The organism is Allobosea eneae (assembly GCF_042657265.1).
In the GTDB taxonomy this organism is placed as follows: Bacteria; Pseudomonadota; Alphaproteobacteria; order Rhizobiales; family Beijerinckiaceae; genus Allobosea; species Allobosea eneae.
The window spans coordinates 88,095-102,751 of record NZ_JBHSLW010000002.1; the positions used below are offsets into that span (position 1 = coordinate 88,095).

Annotated in this window: 14 protein-coding genes; 10 read left to right on the forward strand and 4 right to left on the reverse strand. The window is 66.2% G+C overall.

Annotated features, from left to right (window positions below; translation table 11 throughout):
• Window positions 1–7 precede the first annotated feature (7 nt).
• Both ACFPOB_RS00655 and ACFPOB_RS00660 read left to right on the forward strand, forming a co-directional pair.
• Window positions 8–3,232 (forward strand): efflux RND transporter permease subunit, encoded by a 3,225-nt coding sequence (locus ACFPOB_RS00655; RefSeq protein WP_377795073.1) that lies wholly within the window; start codon window positions 8–10, stop codon window positions 3,230–3,232.
• Between the two features lie 97 nt (window positions 3,233–3,329).
• Complete coding sequence (locus ACFPOB_RS00660; RefSeq protein ID WP_377795074.1) at window positions 3,330–4,988, forward strand: hypothetical protein; 1,659 nt, start codon at window positions 3,330–3,332, stop codon at window positions 4,986–4,988.
• 40 nt (window positions 4,989–5,028) lie between these two features.
• Here ACFPOB_RS00660 and ACFPOB_RS00665 read toward each other — a convergent pair whose 3' ends face one another.
• The gene (locus ACFPOB_RS00665) at window positions 5,029–5,550 is read right to left on the reverse strand and encodes a hypothetical protein (protein ID WP_377795075.1); all 522 of its coding nucleotides are present in this window, start codon (window positions 5,548–5,550) and stop codon (window positions 5,029–5,031) included.
• An 80-nt stretch (window positions 5,551–5,630) separates the two neighbouring features.
• Entirely contained in the window at window positions 5,631–6,149 is a 519-nt protein-coding gene (locus ACFPOB_RS00670; protein WP_377795076.1) for a winged helix-turn-helix transcriptional regulator, read from the reverse strand.
• A 110-nt stretch (window positions 6,150–6,259) separates the two neighbouring features.
• On the opposite strand from ACFPOB_RS00670, the gene ACFPOB_RS00675 reads away from it, so the two are divergent.
• Window positions 6,260–6,820, forward strand: coding sequence for a dihydrofolate reductase family protein (locus tag ACFPOB_RS00675; RefSeq protein ID WP_377795078.1), 561 nt, complete (start codon window positions 6,260–6,262; stop codon window positions 6,818–6,820).
• Between the two features lie 32 nt (window positions 6,821–6,852).
• Here ACFPOB_RS00675 and ACFPOB_RS00680 read toward each other — a convergent pair whose 3' ends face one another.
• Window positions 6,853–7,767 carry a DMT family transporter gene (locus ACFPOB_RS00680; protein ID WP_377795080.1) on the reverse strand — a complete coding sequence of 305 codons (915 nt, stop codon included), beginning with the start codon at window positions 7,765–7,767 and terminating at the stop codon, window positions 6,853–6,855.
• Between the two features lie 165 nt (window positions 7,768–7,932).
• On the opposite strand from ACFPOB_RS00680, the gene ACFPOB_RS00685 reads away from it, so the two are divergent.
• Entirely contained in the window at window positions 7,933–8,799 is an 867-nt protein-coding gene (locus tag ACFPOB_RS00685) for a LysR family transcriptional regulator (protein WP_377795081.1), read from the forward strand.
• Window positions 8,800–8,805: 6 nt separating this feature from the next.
• Here the strand turns inward: ACFPOB_RS00685 and hppD are convergent, their stop codons facing one another.
• Complete coding sequence (gene hppD, locus ACFPOB_RS00690) at window positions 8,806–9,939, reverse strand: 4-hydroxyphenylpyruvate dioxygenase (protein ID WP_377795083.1); 1,134 nt, start codon at window positions 9,937–9,939, stop codon at window positions 8,806–8,808.
• Window positions 9,940–10,066: 127 nt separating this feature from the next.
• Between hppD and ACFPOB_RS00695 the strand changes: the two genes are divergently transcribed.
• The 6 genes from ACFPOB_RS00695 to ACFPOB_RS00720 all read left to right on the forward strand — a co-directional run bounded on the left by ACFPOB_RS00695 (window position 10,067) and on the right by ACFPOB_RS00720 (window position 14,652).
• Entirely contained in the window at window positions 10,067–10,537 is a 471-nt protein-coding gene (locus ACFPOB_RS00695) for an Lrp/AsnC family transcriptional regulator (RefSeq protein ID WP_377795084.1), read from the forward strand.
• Between the two features lie 43 nt (window positions 10,538–10,580).
• Window positions 10,581–11,162, forward strand: a complete 582-nt coding sequence (locus ACFPOB_RS00700; RefSeq protein ID WP_377795156.1) for a cob(I)yrinic acid a,c-diamide adenosyltransferase — start codon at window positions 10,581–10,583, stop codon at window positions 11,160–11,162.
• 4 nt (window positions 11,163–11,166) lie between these two features.
• Window positions 11,167–11,868: a rhomboid family intramembrane serine protease gene (locus ACFPOB_RS00705; protein ID WP_377795087.1), complete on the forward strand. Its 702-nt coding sequence runs from the start codon at window positions 11,167–11,169 to the stop codon at window positions 11,866–11,868.
• 135 nt (window positions 11,869–12,003) lie between these two features.
• On the forward strand, window positions 12,004–12,750 hold the full coding sequence (locus tag ACFPOB_RS00710; RefSeq protein WP_377795088.1) for an electron transfer flavoprotein subunit beta/FixA family protein: 747 nt from the start codon (window positions 12,004–12,006) through the stop codon (window positions 12,748–12,750).
• Complete coding sequence (locus tag ACFPOB_RS00715) at window positions 12,750–13,697, forward strand: electron transfer flavoprotein subunit alpha/FixB family protein (protein ID WP_377795090.1); 948 nt, start codon at window positions 12,750–12,752, stop codon at window positions 13,695–13,697. Before ACFPOB_RS00710 ends, ACFPOB_RS00715 begins: the two co-directional genes overlap by 1 nt.
• Window positions 13,698–13,770: 73 nt before the next feature.
• Window positions 13,771–14,652, forward strand: a complete 882-nt coding sequence (locus tag ACFPOB_RS00720) for a 3-hydroxybutyryl-CoA dehydrogenase (protein WP_377795092.1) — start codon at window positions 13,771–13,773, stop codon at window positions 14,650–14,652.
• Window positions 14,653–14,657 lie beyond the last annotated feature (5 nt).

A 14,657-nucleotide genomic window follows, 5' to 3' on the forward strand; every position in this document is an offset into this window, starting at 1 on the left:
GCCGCGCGTGAACGTCAATTTCTCCGCCTGGTCGATCCGGAAACCGGTTCCGTCGATCCTGCTCTTCGTCGTGCTCTGCGTGCTCGGACTGCTCTCGTTCTCGAAGCTGCCGGTGACGCGCTTCCCGAACATCGACGTGCCGCTGATCTCGGTGACCGTGACGCAGTCCGGCGCCGCGCCGGCCGAACTGGAAAGCCAGGTCAGCAAGCGCGTCGAGGACGCTGTCGCCAACATCACCGGCGTCAAGCATGTGATGTCGACGCTGACCGACGGCTCCTCGGTGACGCTGATCGAGTTCCGGCTCGAGGTGAACACCGACCGCGCCGTCAACGACGTCAAGGACGCGATCGCCAAGATCAGGGCCGATCTGCCGCGCACCATCGACGAGCCGGTGATCCAGCGCATCGATGTCGAGGGCCAGTCGATCCTGACCTATGGCGCCGCCTCGCCCGGCATGACACTGGAGCAGCTCTCCTGGCATGTCGACGACATCGTCTCGCGCGAATTGCAGGGGCTGAAGGGGGTCGGCCGGGTCGAGCGCTATGGCGGCGTCGATCGCGAGATCAGGGTTTCGCTTGATCCAGACCGTCTGCTCGCGCTCGGCACTACCGCCGGGGAGGTCAACCGCCAGATCCGCGCGACCAATGTCGACTTGGCCGGCGGGCGCGGCGAGGTCGGCGGCCAGGAGCAGGCGATCCGCACGCTCGCCGGCGCCAAGACCGTCGCCGAGCTCGCCGACAGCAAGATCCAGCTCACCGGCGCTCGCGAAGTCCGCCTGAAGGAACTCGGCCGTGTCGAGGACGCGAATTCCGAGCCGCGCGCCTTCGGCCGCCTCGACAAGCAGCCGGTCGTCTCCTTCGCGGTGTTCCGCTCGAAGGGGTCGAGCGAGCTCTCGGTCAAGGATGTCGTCGCCGCCAAGATCGACGACCTCAACAAGCGCTATCCGGAGATCGAGCTCAAGCCCATCGACGATGCCGTCGCCTATACCCACGGCAACTACAAGGCGGCGATGGAGACGCTGCTGGAGGGCGCGGCGCTCGCCGTGCTCGTCGTCTTCGCCTTCCTGCGCAACTGGCGGGCGACGCTGATCACCGCGATCGCGCTGCCGCTTTCGGCCATCCCCACCTTCTGGGCGATGGAGCTGATGGGCTTCTCGCTCAACCTGGTCAGCCTGCTCGGCATCACGCTGGTGACCGGCATCCTGGTCGACGACGCCATCGTCGAGATCGAGAACATCGTCCGGCACATGAAGATGGGCAAATCGCCCTATCGCGCCGCGATGGAGGCGGCCGACGAGATCGGCCTCGCGGTCATCGCGATCACGCTGACCATCGTCGCGATCTTCGCGCCGGTCTCGTTCATGGGCGGCGTCGCCGGCCAGTATTTCCGCCAGTTCGGCCTCACCGTCGCGGTCGCCGTGCTGTTCTCTCTGCTGGTCGCGCGGCTGATCACGCCGATGATGGCGGCTTATCTCATGAAGCCGGTCAGGCATGACGAGCCTAAGGACGGCTTCGTCATGCGCGGCTACACCTGGTTGCTCGAAGCCTCGCTGAAGAAGCGGCGCATCCCGCTGCTGCCGCGCTTCGACGGCTCGCGGCGCTGGCGGACGATGCCGTTCAACACCGCCTATCTCACCCTGGTGGTCGGCTTCGCCTTCCTGATCGGCTCGATCCAGGCGACGCAATTGCTGCCGACCGGCTTCATCCCGGACGAAGACACCTCGCGCGTCGTCGCCAGCGTCGAATTGCCACCCGGCGCGACGCTGGAGGACACCCGCGTCGCCACCGACACCATCGTCGACCGGCTGCGCGAGATTCCCGAGGTGACGCGCGTCTTCGTGCTCGGCGGCGCCTCGCCGACCGGCCAGCGCGAGGTGCGCCGCGCCGCGGTCTTCATCCTGCTGAAGCCGAAGGCGGAGCGCGACATAGCGCAGAAGGAGCTCAAGGTCACCATCGCCGAGAAGCTGGCTGCCGTGCCGGATGTCCGTGCCTGGTACGTCAACGAGCGCGGCGAGCGCGAGATGGCATTCTCCATCCTGTCCAAGGACGGCGATGCGCTCGACGAAGCGGTGGCGAAGATCGAGGCGCGCATGCGCCGGGTCGAGGGCTATCTCAACGTCGCCTCGGCCGGCTCGCTCGGCCGTCCCGAGCTGCGCGTCACGCCGAATCTGGAGCAGGCGGCGAGCCTCGGCGTCACGCCGGAGGCGATCTCGGAAGCGATCCGCGTCGCCACCATCGGCGACATCGGCGCCAATCTCGCCAAGTTCAATGCCGGCGACCGGCTGGTGCCGATCCGCGTGCAGCTCGACGAGCAAGCCCGCACCGACATCCGCAACATCGCAGCCTTGCGCGTGACCAATGCCAGTGGCGTCTCGATCCCGCTGACAGCCGTCGCCCAGATCGATTTCGGCGAGGGCCCGAGCTCGATCGACCGCTATGACCGCGAGCGCCGCGCCACGATCGGCGCCGACCTGAAGCGCGGCTTCGAGCTCGGCACGGCGCAGGAGAAGTTCCACGAGATCGTCAAGCAAGTCGGCCTACCGCAGGGAGTGCGCATCGCCGCCACCGGCGACGCCGAGATCCAGGGCGAGGTCGTGCAGGGCTTCGTCCAGGCCATGACCACCGGCCTGATGCTGGTGCTCGCCGTGCTGATCCTGCTGTTCGGCTCGGTCTTCCAGCCGATCACCATCCTACTCTCGCTGCCACTCTCCTTCGGCGGCGTGGTGATCGCGCTGCTCGCCACCAACAATCCGGTCTCGATGCCGGTCTATATCGGCCTGCTGATGCTGATGGGCATCGTCACCAAGAACGCGATCATGCTGGTCGATTTCGCGGTCGAGGAGGTCGGGCGCGGCTCCGATCGCCTGCACGCGCTGCTCGAAGCCGGGCGGAAGCGCGCGCGCCCGATCGTGATGACGACGATCGCCATGGGCGCCGGCATGCTGCCCTCGGCCTATGGCGTCGGCGACGGCGGCGAGTTCCGCGCGCCGATGGCGATCGCGGTGATCGGCGGACTGATCGTCTCGACCGTGCTCAGCCTCGTCTTCGTGCCGTCGTTCTATGTGGTGATGGACGATCTCGGCCGGCTCACCGGCTGGATTTTCGGCCGCTTCCTCGGCAAGGCCGAGGATGAGAGCCGGTGGGAAGCGATCCGCGAGGAGGAGACGCCGGGCGAAGCCAGCGCCAAGGCGATGGCCGGTAGGCTGCCGCCGCCAAGATTGGCGGCCGAGTAGCTGGATCACGGGCGTCCACTGGCAGAGGCCGATTGAGTGGGCCTCGGCGGCCTATGACGAGCTACCTATTCTGCACGGCTGCGTCCTGCGAGCGGTAATGCCCTACTGTTCCGCGATGGAAGATCAGCATGCAGCAGGAGTCCCGGGGAGCCAGCGCCAAGATGGACGCGGCGCCGTCTACCTGCCGGTGCGGCAGTCGCCTTACGGCGGCGCAGCCCTCGTCATTCTGGCGGCGACCCTGCCGATCCTGATCTCGGGCGGGATCTTCTTCGTCGACGGACCGAACCATTTTTTCCGGGTGACGCTCTGGGAGGCGATGCTGGCGGGAGACGTCGGAAATGAGTTCTTCCGTGCCAGCGGCGACCTCTATCCGAATCTCACGATCGACGTGGTCACCGGCATTCTGAGCAAGGTCGTCTCTCCCGCGGTGGCGCTGACCTTGTTCATCTGCCTGGCGATCGGTGCCTATATCTTCGCGGCGATCTGGTGGCGCCAGCAGCGGGGGGAGCGGACCGACCTGCAGCTGCTGCTCATCATCCTTCTCGCAGCCTATTCCGAGCCGCTTTATTGGGGCCTCTTCAATTACATTCTCGGGCTCGGGATCATGTTCGTCGCGCTTCACCGGGCGATCGAGCAACACCGGGCTCCGTCAGCCGGCTTCGTCGTCAGCCAGGCCTTGATCGTGGTCGCGATGTGCCTGACCAGCATCTTTCCGGTGATGCTCTATGTCTGCTTCTGCTTCGGCATGCTCCTGGTCGCCGCCCATGACGACTGGTGCGAGGGGCGGCTCGCGGACAGCGCGAACCTGCTCAAATCACATTGGCTCTCGGCCATCCTCGTGGTGGTGCTGACGATGGTCATGGAGCCGGGCCAGACGGGCCGGACGGAGTGGCATCTCGCCACGAAGATCACCGGCGTCTTCACTGTCGGAAAGACGACCAACCTGTCGCTCGAATACCTCCTTTCGCTCCTGGTTCTCGGCGCGATCGCTTGGCTGGCCTGGCGTCGCGGCCTGATTGTCAGCCGTTGCGAACTGGCCGGGCTGCTGGTGTGCTGTCTCCTGTTCGTCGTCATGCCCAAGGACCTGATGAGTGTCGGCGCGGTGGACCGGCGCCTCGTTCCCGCGATCGTGACGATCATCGCGGTCTTCGTGCGCGGCCCCTCGCCGAGCGCCTCCAGGCCGGAAGCAGGCGTGACCGCGCTTCTCGCTGGCATCATCGCCGCGAAGCTCGGGCTTCTATTCTATTTCTGGGCACCGCTCAGGGACCTCGACGCTGTTTATGCCCAGATCACCAAGACGATACCTGCGAATGCGATCGTGCTTTTCGTGCCCCCGGTCGAGGAGACGCGGCCTGATGCGATCGAGCGCGCCCGGCGTTTCGCCAGACTGGTTTCAACTCTCCAGCCCGTCCCGGCCTCAGAGGCACATGTCTTCGTCCAGCATCCTCATCTGCTGCTCAGACATCTGGCGGGGCGAAACGTGCTGCCGACGCAGGTCTTCTCGAACTTCTGGGTCAAGAGGATACCCGAGTTCCAGGACCTTCCCGACACTGCCACATCCCAGACATTGGCCGATGTCGCGGCGGCGCTGGCATGGCTCCCGCCCGATATCGTCAGCCATGTGATCTCCCACATCGACCTCGACGATGCGCTCGCGCCCGACATTTCGCTGCGGAAGATCGCCGAGGTCGGCTCCGTCAGGCTCTACTCGGCGGCCCGAGCGGGGCCTGGCCTCCTGCAGTGGCCCGACGGATAGAGGCTGTCTCCGACGCCACGGATCGCGTAGTTCAATCGCGTCAATTCTCCCGCAGCGACAGGTCGAGCGCCTGCCCCCGGCCCGGCTGGCTGCCGCGCAGGGTTAAAGCGACGCCGTTCTGCCGGCGCGAGATCGTCAGGGTCGCCGGCGGGTTCGGCCGGACGCTCTCCGCCGTCTCGTTGAACGCGAGCGTAAGCCGCTGGCCCTGCCGCTGGCCGGAGAGGCTCGCCACCGTGCCGGTGCTCTCCCTGAAGGTGCCGGCATAACGGCCTGTCTTCGGATCGTGGCGCAGCTCGATCCGGATCGTCGCGCTGAAGATCGCGGCGGTGCTGCAGCTGCCGTCGAGGCTGACGCGTGCGCCATCTTGGTCGCCATTGAACTGGCACTTCAGCGAACGGCTGCTGCCGCCGGCATTCTGAAGTGTGCCATTGCCGCTGAAGCGGCCCTCCAGGGAGCTAAGGAAGCTCGCCTCGCCGGCGGTCTCCTGCTCGGCGATGCCAGGCTGCGCCAGGGTCAGCAGCGCCGCCGCGGCAAACGCTGTCGTCAGGCAATGTCGCATCATGATCGCACCTCCTGCCGGCTAAACGTCTCAGGAGCGATTTTGATCATTGGGGATGCCAGATCAGCAGCTCGGGCGCGGCCTCACATGACCTCCGGCTCGGCCTCGACGACGCGTTTGCGCTCAACCGCCTCACGATAGGCTGCGGTCAGCTCATCCAGGACTGACTGCGTCGGCTGCGGCGCGTCGAGATGGAGAAAGCGCAGCTCGTCCATGAACTTGCTCCAGAGGGGAGGCCCGCCCTCGGCCAGAATTTCGGCGCGAATCGACATCTCCGGCGTCACCGGCAGGAAGCGCCGGCCCCAATCGGCCATGGCGGCGAAGACCGGGACCAGCGAGATTCCCATCTCGGTCAGGCTGTAGATCCCCTTCTGCTTGTGGCTGGCGTCGTCGCGGCGCGAGATCAGCCCGTTGTCGAGCAGCCGCTTCAGCCGGTCGGCGAGGATGTTCGAGGCGATGCCCTCGTCCGATTTCGCCAGCAGCTCGCGATAATGCCGGCGATTGCCGAACATCATGTCGCGCAGGACGATCAGGCTCCAGCGATCGCCGAGGATTTCGAGCGTCAGGTTGATCGGGCACCCCGAGCGGCCGGTCTCTTTCATGCGCTTCTCCAAAACTGCTTGCATTATACAATCGGTTTCGCTAGAAGCCAACTGCTTGCAAATCGCAAGCAGTTTCTACGGACGGGCAAATCGCCCGCAAGGAGGATGCGATGGCCAAGGTGATCGTCTGGAACCTCGTGACGCTGGACGGCTATTTCGAGGGGGCAGAAAAATGGGATCTGTCGTTTCACAACGACGCCTGGGGCGAGGAGCTCGATGCGCTCAGCAAGGAGTTCGGCCAACGCGCCCAGGTGCTGGTTTTCGGCCGCGTCACCCATGACGGCATGAAGGCCTACTGGACTTCGACCAATGCCAACGAGGACAGCGAGGTCACGCGCTACATGAATGCTCTGCCCAAGCTGGTGGCATCGCGCAGCGTTCAGAGCTCCGACTGGAACAACACCCGCGTCACCGCCGACATCGTCGGCGAGATCGCCAAGCTGCGGGCGGCGCCGGGCAAGGACGTGCTTGTGTTCGGCAGTGCCGAACTGATCGACTCTTTGCTGGCAGCCAAGCAGATCGACGAGCTGATGCTGGCGGTCGTGCCGGTGCGGCTCGGCGCGGGCACGCCGCTCTTCAAGGCCAGCGGCGAGCTGCAGAAGCTCGAGCTGCTGGAGAGCCGGCCGCTCAAGAACGGCACGGTGATCCTGCGTTACGCCACCGGGAACTGAGACCGTGAGACGAAGGCGGCGGAAGGGTGCCCTTATCCCTTCCGCACCATCAGCACGGCCGCCAGGATCGCGACGCCGCCGAAGGCCTGGGCCGGCGAGGGCTGCTCGGCGAAGATCGCCCAGGCGGCGAGCACCGAGACCAGCGCCGGCCAGACCATGACCAACGAGGCGGCATTGGCGCCGTAATGGCCGAGCGCCAGCGTGATCAGGCCCTGGCCCATGGCATGCGAGACCAGGCCGAGCGCGGCGACTGCGAGCCAGCCGGTCAGGCTCTGCGGCAGGATGGTCTCGCCGAGGCCGAGTGCCGCGACGATGCAGAAGATGGCGCAGATCGCGCTGGAGATCAGGCCGATACGGCCGGCGGCAGCGCGGTTGCGGGCGCGGCGGACGGCAAGGATATAGGCGGCGTAGGAGAAGGCGGCGCCGATGGCGAGGCCGTCGCCGAACAGGCCGGCACCTGAGAGCGGCGTCGCACTCCCCGACAGCTTCGGCAGCACCAGCAGGCCGGCGCCGCCGATCGCGAGCAGCAGGGCGCCCAGGATGCGCCGCGTCGGCTTCTCGCGGAACAGCAGCCAGCCGCCGAGAATGACGCCGACCGGCGAGAGATTGCCGAGCAGCGAGGCATTGGCGATCGAGGTGAAGCCGAGCGAGGCGTTGTAGAGCACGACGTCGACGCCGAAGGCGAGGCCGGCGAGCGCGATCGGCAGCATGGCACCGGGCTTCATTCCGGCAGCGCTGTCGCGGCGGTTCTCCAGCGCCATCCAGGCGGCGAGCACCGGCAGGGCGAAGGCCATGCGCCAGAAGCCGGCGGCGGCTGGGCCGACATCGGCGAAGCGCACGAAGATGCCGGAAAAGCCGATGCAGGTCGCGCCGAGCAGCAGCACCAGGAACATGCCGAGCGCTGGCACGGCGGGACGATCAGGCACGGCAAGGATCGGGGCGGACATGAGGTAGGCTTTCAGAGATGAATGTCACTGCCCTCATCCTGAGGAGCGAACTGCGATCGCTCCTCAGGATGAGGGCTGTTCTAATGCCGCAAACATAGGGTGCTTCCAGCCATCGGAAAAACGGATTATCCTGATTTATCTATTGTCGTTTCCGATGGAGCGGTGATGTCGACCCATCTCGATCTCGATGCGCTCGCCATGCTGGTCGCCGTCGCCGAGACCGGCGGGTTCACGGCCGCCGGGGCGAGGCTCGGACGTACGCAATCTGCCGTTTCGGGCCGCATCCAGGATCTGGAAGCCACGCTTGGCAAGCAGTTGCTGGAACGCTCGCGCCGCGGCGTCACGCCGACCGAAGCCGGCGAGCGCCTGCTGGCGCAGGCCCGCCGCCTGCTCGCGATCGAGCGCGAGGCGCGGGCCGAGCTCGACGGCGACAAGGCGGTGGGCCGGCTGCGCATCGGCCTGCCGGACGACTATGTCGATGCCTACCTGAGACCGTTGATCGTGCGTTTCGCCGAGGAGCATCCGCGCGTCGAGATCGAGGTGCATTGCGAGCTCTCGAAGCGGATCGAGCCGGCCGTGGCGGCGGGCGAGCTCGACCTCGCGGTGATCACACAGGACCCCGGCCGGCCCAAGGGGGACCGCCTCAGGCGCGAGCCTCTGGTCTGGGTCGCGGCGCGTGGACACCGGCCGGAGCTCAGCGAGGTCCTGCCGCTCGGCCTGTTCAACGAGGGCTGCCGGGCGCGCCCGCGCATCCTCAATGCGCTGCAGGCGGCGGAGCGGCCCCACCGGCTGGTGTTCTCGTCATCGCACATGGCCGGCCTGCTCTCGGCGGTGGAGGCGGGCCTCTGTGTCACCGCGATCACCGAGAGCGCCGCGCCCGCATCCTTGCGTAGGTTGGAGGCGTCCGAGAACCTGCCGGCGCTGTTCGAACTCTCGGTCGCACTGGTGATCGCACCGCAGGCCAGCATAGCCGCGCGTCATTTCGCGCAGGCGCTGCGTGAGGCGATGGCGGCGCCGCGGCTGGCGGCGTGAGACGCCTTACTCCGCCGCCTGCGGCTTCAACACCCCGCGGCGGATCTGATCCTCCTCGATCGACTCGAACAGAGCGCGGAAATTGCCCTCGCCGAAGCCGTCATCGCCCTTGCGCTGGATGAACTCGAAGAAAATCGGGCCGACCACCGTGGCCGAAAAAATCTGCAGCAGCACCTTGCTCATCCGGCCTTCCTTGGAGCCGAGCGCGACCGCGCCCTCGCCGTCGATCAGGATGCCGTTGGCCTTGAGCCGGGCGACCGGTTCGCCATGGTTCGGCACGCGGCCGTCGACCTTCTCGTAATAGGTCTCGGGCGGCGACGGCATGAAGGGCAAGCCGTTCTGCCGGAGCTGCTCGACGCTCGCGTAGATGTCGCGCGAGCCGAGCGCGACATGCTGGATGCCCTCGCCCTTGTACTGGCGCAGGTACTCCTCGATCTGGCTCTTGTCGTCGAGCGATTCGTTGATCGGGATGCGGATCTTGCCGCAGGGCGAGGTCAGCGCCCGCGAGATCAGGCCGGTCAGCTTGCCCTCGATGTTGAAGAAGCGGATCTCGCGGAAATTGAAGAGCTCGCCATACCAATCGGCCCAGTGATCCATGCGGCCGCGCATGACGTTGTGGGTGAGGTGATCGAGATAATACATCCCGGCCTGCTCGGGGGCCGGGTCGCTCTCGCCGAGCCATTCAAAGTCGACGTCGTAGATCGAGCCCTTCTCGCCATAACGATCGACGAAATAGAGCAGCGAGCCGCCGATGCCCTTCACCGCCGGGATCTGGAGCTCGCCGGGGCCGACCTTGCTCTCATAGGGCTCGGCGCCGAGCGACACCGCGCGCTCGAAGGCATGCTTGGCGTCGACGACGCGGAAGGCCATGGCGCAGGCGCAGGGGCCGTGCTCGGCGGCGAAGCCCTGAGCGAAGGACTCCGGCTCGGCATTGACGATGAAGTTGACGTCGCCCTGGCGATAAAGCGTGACGTCCTTGGAACGGTGCTTCGCCACCTTGGTGAAGCCCATGGTCTCGAACAGCGCGCCGAGTTTCTCCGGCTCGGGATGGGCGTATTCGACGAATTCGAAGCCGTCGGTGCCCATCGGGTTGGCGTCGGAGATGGCCGGCGGGGCGGAATCGTGCGGGAACGGGCCCATATGCGTCCTCCTGAAATCGAATGGTAGGCAATTCTCGCGCATCCGCACGGCGAAAGGTTTGCAAAATTCCGAGCTATCGGATTGAATTTGCACGAAACGTGCATGGAAATGCTGGAAGGCTCACGGAATGCCGCAGCTCGACGCTTTCGACTGGCGCCTGCTCGAAGCCCTGCAGCAGGATGCCTCGCTGACCAATGGCGCGCTCGCCGAGCGCGTCGGCCTCTCCGCCAGCCAGGTCTCGCGGCGGCGGCAGGCGCTGGAAAATTCTGGTGCCATCCGCGGCTATCGCGCCCTGATCGATCCCGAGGCTATCGGGCTCTCCGTCACGGTCTTCATCCATGTCGCGCTCAACACCCATTCGCGCGACAATGCCCGACGCTTCCGCGATCTGGTGAAGCTGACGCCTTCGGTGCTGGAGGCGCATGCGCTGACCGGCGAGGCCGACTACATGCTGAAGGTCGCGGTCGGCGACCTCAAGGAACTGGCGCGTCTGGTCAACGAGGTGCTGCTGCCGCATGAGAGCGTCGCGCGGGTGCGTTCGGAGATCGCGCTGGAGACATTGAAAGAGCCGGGCCTTCTGCCCCTGTCCATGGGGTGAGATTGCCCCTTCCGCCGATGCTGCGGTGCGCTATAACTTCGCCATGGTCGTTCTCAACCGCATCTACACCCGCACCGGCGACGATGGCACCACCGCGCTCGCCACCGGCGCGCGCCGGCCGAAATTCGACTTGCGCGTCTCCGCCTATGGCACGGTCGACGAGACCAATGCCTGCATCGGCATGGCCCGGCTGCATTGCGCCGGCGAGGATCCCGAGCTCGACGCGATGCTCGGCCGCATCCAGAACGATCTCTTCGACCTCGGCGCCGAGCTGGCTTCGCCCGATACCGGCGAGAAGCCGGCATGGGAGCCGCTGCGCATCGTGCAGGCGCAGGTCGACCGGCTCGAGGCCGAGATCGATCAACTCAACCGGCCGCTCGGGACGCTGCGCTCCTTCGTGCTGCCGGGCGGCACGCCCGGCGCGGCGCAGCTGCACCTCGCCCGTACGGTCAGCCGCCGGGCCGAGCGGCTCATGGTCGAATTGTCGCAGGAGGAGGGCGAGAGCGTCGCCCAGCCGGCTTTGAAGTTCATCAACCGGCTCTCGGATTTCCTCTTCGTCGCCTCGCGCCACCTCAATGCCAGGGCTGGGGGCGACGTGCTCTGGACGCCCGGCCAGAACCGCTGACCCGATGTTCGTGCCGCTGCATGACGGCGTGCCGATGCGCTTCATCCGCGTCGCCTATGTCACCTATTTCCTGATCGCGCTCTGCATCGTGCTGCGGCTCATGCTGATGCACTGGACCAGCGAAGCCAGCGAGGTCGCGGTCCTGGCCGGTTTCGGCACGATTCCCGCCGTGCTGTTCGGCGAGGCGCAATTGCCGCCGGAGCTGCTCAAGGCACCGCCGTGGCTGACGCTGATGACCGGCATCGTGCTGCATGCCAGCTTCGCCCATCTGATCGGCAACATGCTGTTCCTCTGGGTCTTCGGCGACAATGTCGAGGATGCGATGGGTCATCTACGCTTCCTCATCTTCTTCCTGCTCTGCGGTATGGCCGGGGCGCTGCTGCATGCGCTGATGAACCCCGAATCGGAGCAGCCGTTGATCGGCGCGTCCGGGGCGATCTCGGGCGTGATCGCTTCCTATCTGATGCTCTATCCGCGGGTGCGGATCTGGGGCCTCGCCTTCAAGGCGATCCCGCTGCACATCCCGGCGATGTATGCGCTCGGCGCCTGGATCCTGTTCCAGCTGCTCTCGGCGCTGTTCGACCAGCAGGGCGCCGTCGGCTGGTGGGCGCATCTCGGCGGGCTCGGCGCCGGGGCGGCCCTGACGCCGTTTCTGATTAGGCGCGAGCAGCGGCTGTTCGGGCGTGGCATGCGGGTGCTGCCGTGACTTTCATGGCGTTGACAAGCGCAAATCCCCGTCGCTACGGTCCGTCCGCATTTCAGCCGGGTGCGGCGATGCTGGCCATCGCTTGGCCGGCGGATCGGCATCAGATCGCATCTCTCCACAATCGGTGACGCCCTTATGAAGATACTTGTGCCAGTGAAACGAGTGGTCGACTACAACGTGAAGATCCGCGTGAAAGGCGACGGTTCCGGGGTCGAGCTGGCCAATGTGAAGATGTCGATGAATCCCTTCGACGAGATCGCGGTCGAAGAGGCGCTGCGGCTCAAGGAAGCCGGCAAGGCCACGGAAGTGATCGTGGTCTCGGTCGGGCCGGCGCAGGCCGCCGAGACGATCCGCACTGGCCTCGCCATGGGCGCCGACCGAGGCATCCTGGTGAAGACTGACGCCGCCACCGAGCCGCTGGCGGTCGCCAAGTTGCTGAAGAAGGTCGTCGAGCAGGAGACGCCCGAACTCGTCATCCTCGGCAAGCAGGCGATCGATGACGATTGCAACCAGACCGGCCAGATGCTGGCGGCGCTGCTCGGCTGGCCGCAAGGCACGTTTGCGTCCAAGGTCGTTCTGGATGGCGGCTCTGCCGACGTCACCCGCGAGGTCGATGGCGGCCTGCAGACCGTGCAGCTCAAGCTGCCGGCGATCGTCACCACCGATCTGCGCCTCAACGAGCCGCGCTATGCCTCGCTGCCCAACATCATGAAGGCGAAGAAGAAGCCGCTTGATGAGACCACGCCGGAGGCGCTCGGCGTCGACATCGCCCCGCGCCTCAAGGTGCTGAAGACGGCCGAGCCGGCCGGGCGCTCGGCCGGCGTCAAGGTGGCCAATGCCGCCGAACTCGTCTCCAAGCTCAAGACCGCCGGGGTGATCTGATGACCACGCTGCTGCTCGCCAAGCACGACAATAAGAGCCTCAACGAGGCCACCCGCAAGGCCCTGACCGCCGCCAAGGACCTCGGCGCGCCGGTGCATGTCCTGGTCGCCGGCCATAACGCCAAGGCGGTCGCCGAGGCCGCGGCCAAGCTCGACGGCGTCGAGAAGGTGCTGCTCGCCGACGACGCGTCCTATGAGCATCGCCTCGCCGAGCCGCTAGCGGCGCTGATCGTCTCGCTAGCGCCGAACTATGACGCGCTGGTCGCGCCTGGCACGACCACCGGCAAGAACGTGATGCCACGCGTCGCCGCGCTGCTCGACGTGATGCAGGTCTCGGAGGTGACGAAGGTCGTCTCGGCCGATACCTTCGAGCGGCCGATCTATGCCGGCAACGCCATCCAGACCGTGCAGTCCACTGACGCCAAGAAGGTGATCACCGTGCGCGGCGCCTCGTTCGCGGCGTCAGGCGACGGCTCCGCCAGCGCCCCGATCGAGAGCGTCTCGGCGGCGGAAAACCCCGGCAGCTCGTCCTTCAAGGGCGAGGAGGTCGCCAAGTCCGACCGGCCGGAGCTGGCCTCGGCCAAGATCATCGTCTCGGGCGGGCGCGCGCTCGCTTCGGCCGAGAACTTCGCCAAGGTGATCGAGCCGGTGGCGGATCGTCTTGGCGCCGCAATGGGTGCTTCGCGCGCCGCGGTCGACGCCGGCTATGCCCCCAATGACTGGCAGGTCGGCCAGACCGGCAAGGTCGTCGCGCCCGAGCTCTATGTCGCGGTCGGCATCTCCGGCGCAATCCAGCACCTCGCCGGCATGAAGGATTCGAAGATCATCGTCGCCATCAACAAGGACGAGGAGGCACCGATCTTCCAGATCGCCGATTACGGCCTCGTCGGCGACCTTTTCACCATCCTGCCGGAGCTCGACAAAGAGCTCGAAAAGGCCGGCAAGTAAGCGGTAAAATCCTCCGCGTCGCGGGCGGCCACGGGGCGCCCGCGCCAGCTCCCTCGGGGAACAGAAGCGTCACATGGACCACCAGATCAAGACCGTCGGCATCATCGGGGCCGGGCAGATGGGCAACGGCATCGCCCATGTCGCCTCGGTCGCGGGCTTCGACATCAGGCTGCACGATATCGCCGAAGACCGCATCAATGCGGCACTGGCGACCATCGATGGCAACATGGCCCGGCAGGTCGCCAAGGGCGCCATCGCCGACGCGGATCGCCGCACGGCGATGAGCCGCATCGTCTCGGCGCCGAAGCTGGAAGATCTGGGGCCATGCGATCTCGTGATCGAGGCCGCGACCGAGAGCGAGGAGGTGAAGCGCAAGATCTTCACCGCCGTCTGCCCCCATCTGCGGCCCGACGCGATCCTGGCCTCGAACACCTCGTCGATATCGATCACGCGGCTTGCCGCGGCGACCGATCGCCCGGAGCACTTCATCGGCATCCACTTCATGAACCCGGTGCCGCTGATGCAGCTCGTCGAGCTGATCCGCGGCATCGCCACGGACGACGGCACCTTCGAGCGCGCCAAGGAGTTCGTCGCCTCTCTGCACAAGACGGCGTCGGTCTCCGAGGATTTCCCGGCCTTTATCGTCAACCGCATCCTGCTGCCGATGATCAACGAGGCCGTCTACACGCTCTATGAGGGTGTCGGCTCGGTCGAGGCGATCGACACGGCGATGAAGCTCGGCGCGAATCACCCGATGGGCCCGCTCCAGCTCGCCGATTTCATCGGGCTCGACACCTGCCTGTCGGTAATGCAGGTGCTGCATGACGGTCTCGCCGATTCGAAGTATCGGCCGTGCCCGCTGCTGGTGAAGTATGTCGAGGCCGGCTGGCTCGGCCGCAAGACGAAGCGTGGCTTTTACGATTATCGGGGCGAAAAGCCGATTCCGACCCGCTAGAAAAC

Excerpts from the sequence above, each read along its gene's own strand:
- ACFPOB_RS00660 (WP_377795074.1), top strand. The coding sequence starts at position 3,330 with ATGCCCTACTGTTCCGCGATGGAAGATCAGCATGCAGCAGGAGTCCCG.
- ACFPOB_RS00700 (WP_377795156.1), top strand. The coding sequence starts at position 10,581 with ATGGTCGTTCTCAACCGCATCTACACCCGCACCGGCGACGATGGCACC.
- hppD (WP_377795083.1), bottom strand. The coding sequence starts at position 9,939 with ATGGGCCCGTTCCCGCACGATTCCGCCCCGCCGGCCATCTCCGACGCC.
- ACFPOB_RS00670 (WP_377795076.1), bottom strand. The coding sequence starts at position 6,149 with ATGAAAGAGACCGGCCGCTCGGGGTGCCCGATCAACCTGACGCTCGAA.
- ACFPOB_RS00720 (WP_377795092.1), top strand. The coding sequence starts at position 13,771 with ATGGACCACCAGATCAAGACCGTCGGCATCATCGGGGCCGGGCAGATG.
- ACFPOB_RS00695 (WP_377795084.1), top strand. The coding sequence starts at position 10,067 with ATGCCGCAGCTCGACGCTTTCGACTGGCGCCTGCTCGAAGCCCTGCAG.
- ACFPOB_RS00710 (WP_377795088.1), top strand. The coding sequence starts at position 12,004 with ATGAAGATACTTGTGCCAGTGAAACGAGTGGTCGACTACAACGTGAAG.
- ACFPOB_RS00715 (WP_377795090.1), top strand. The coding sequence starts at position 12,750 with ATGACCACGCTGCTGCTCGCCAAGCACGACAATAAGAGCCTCAACGAG.
- ACFPOB_RS00705 (WP_377795087.1), top strand. The coding sequence starts at position 11,167 with ATGTTCGTGCCGCTGCATGACGGCGTGCCGATGCGCTTCATCCGCGTC.
- ACFPOB_RS00685 (WP_377795081.1), top strand. The coding sequence starts at position 7,933 with ATGTCGACCCATCTCGATCTCGATGCGCTCGCCATGCTGGTCGCCGTC.
- ACFPOB_RS00680 (WP_377795080.1), bottom strand. The coding sequence starts at position 7,767 with ATGTCCGCCCCGATCCTTGCCGTGCCTGATCGTCCCGCCGTGCCAGCG.
- ACFPOB_RS00675 (WP_377795078.1), top strand. The coding sequence starts at position 6,260 with ATGGCCAAGGTGATCGTCTGGAACCTCGTGACGCTGGACGGCTATTTC.
- ACFPOB_RS00665 (WP_377795075.1), bottom strand. The coding sequence starts at position 5,550 with ATGATGCGACATTGCCTGACGACAGCGTTTGCCGCGGCGGCGCTGCTG.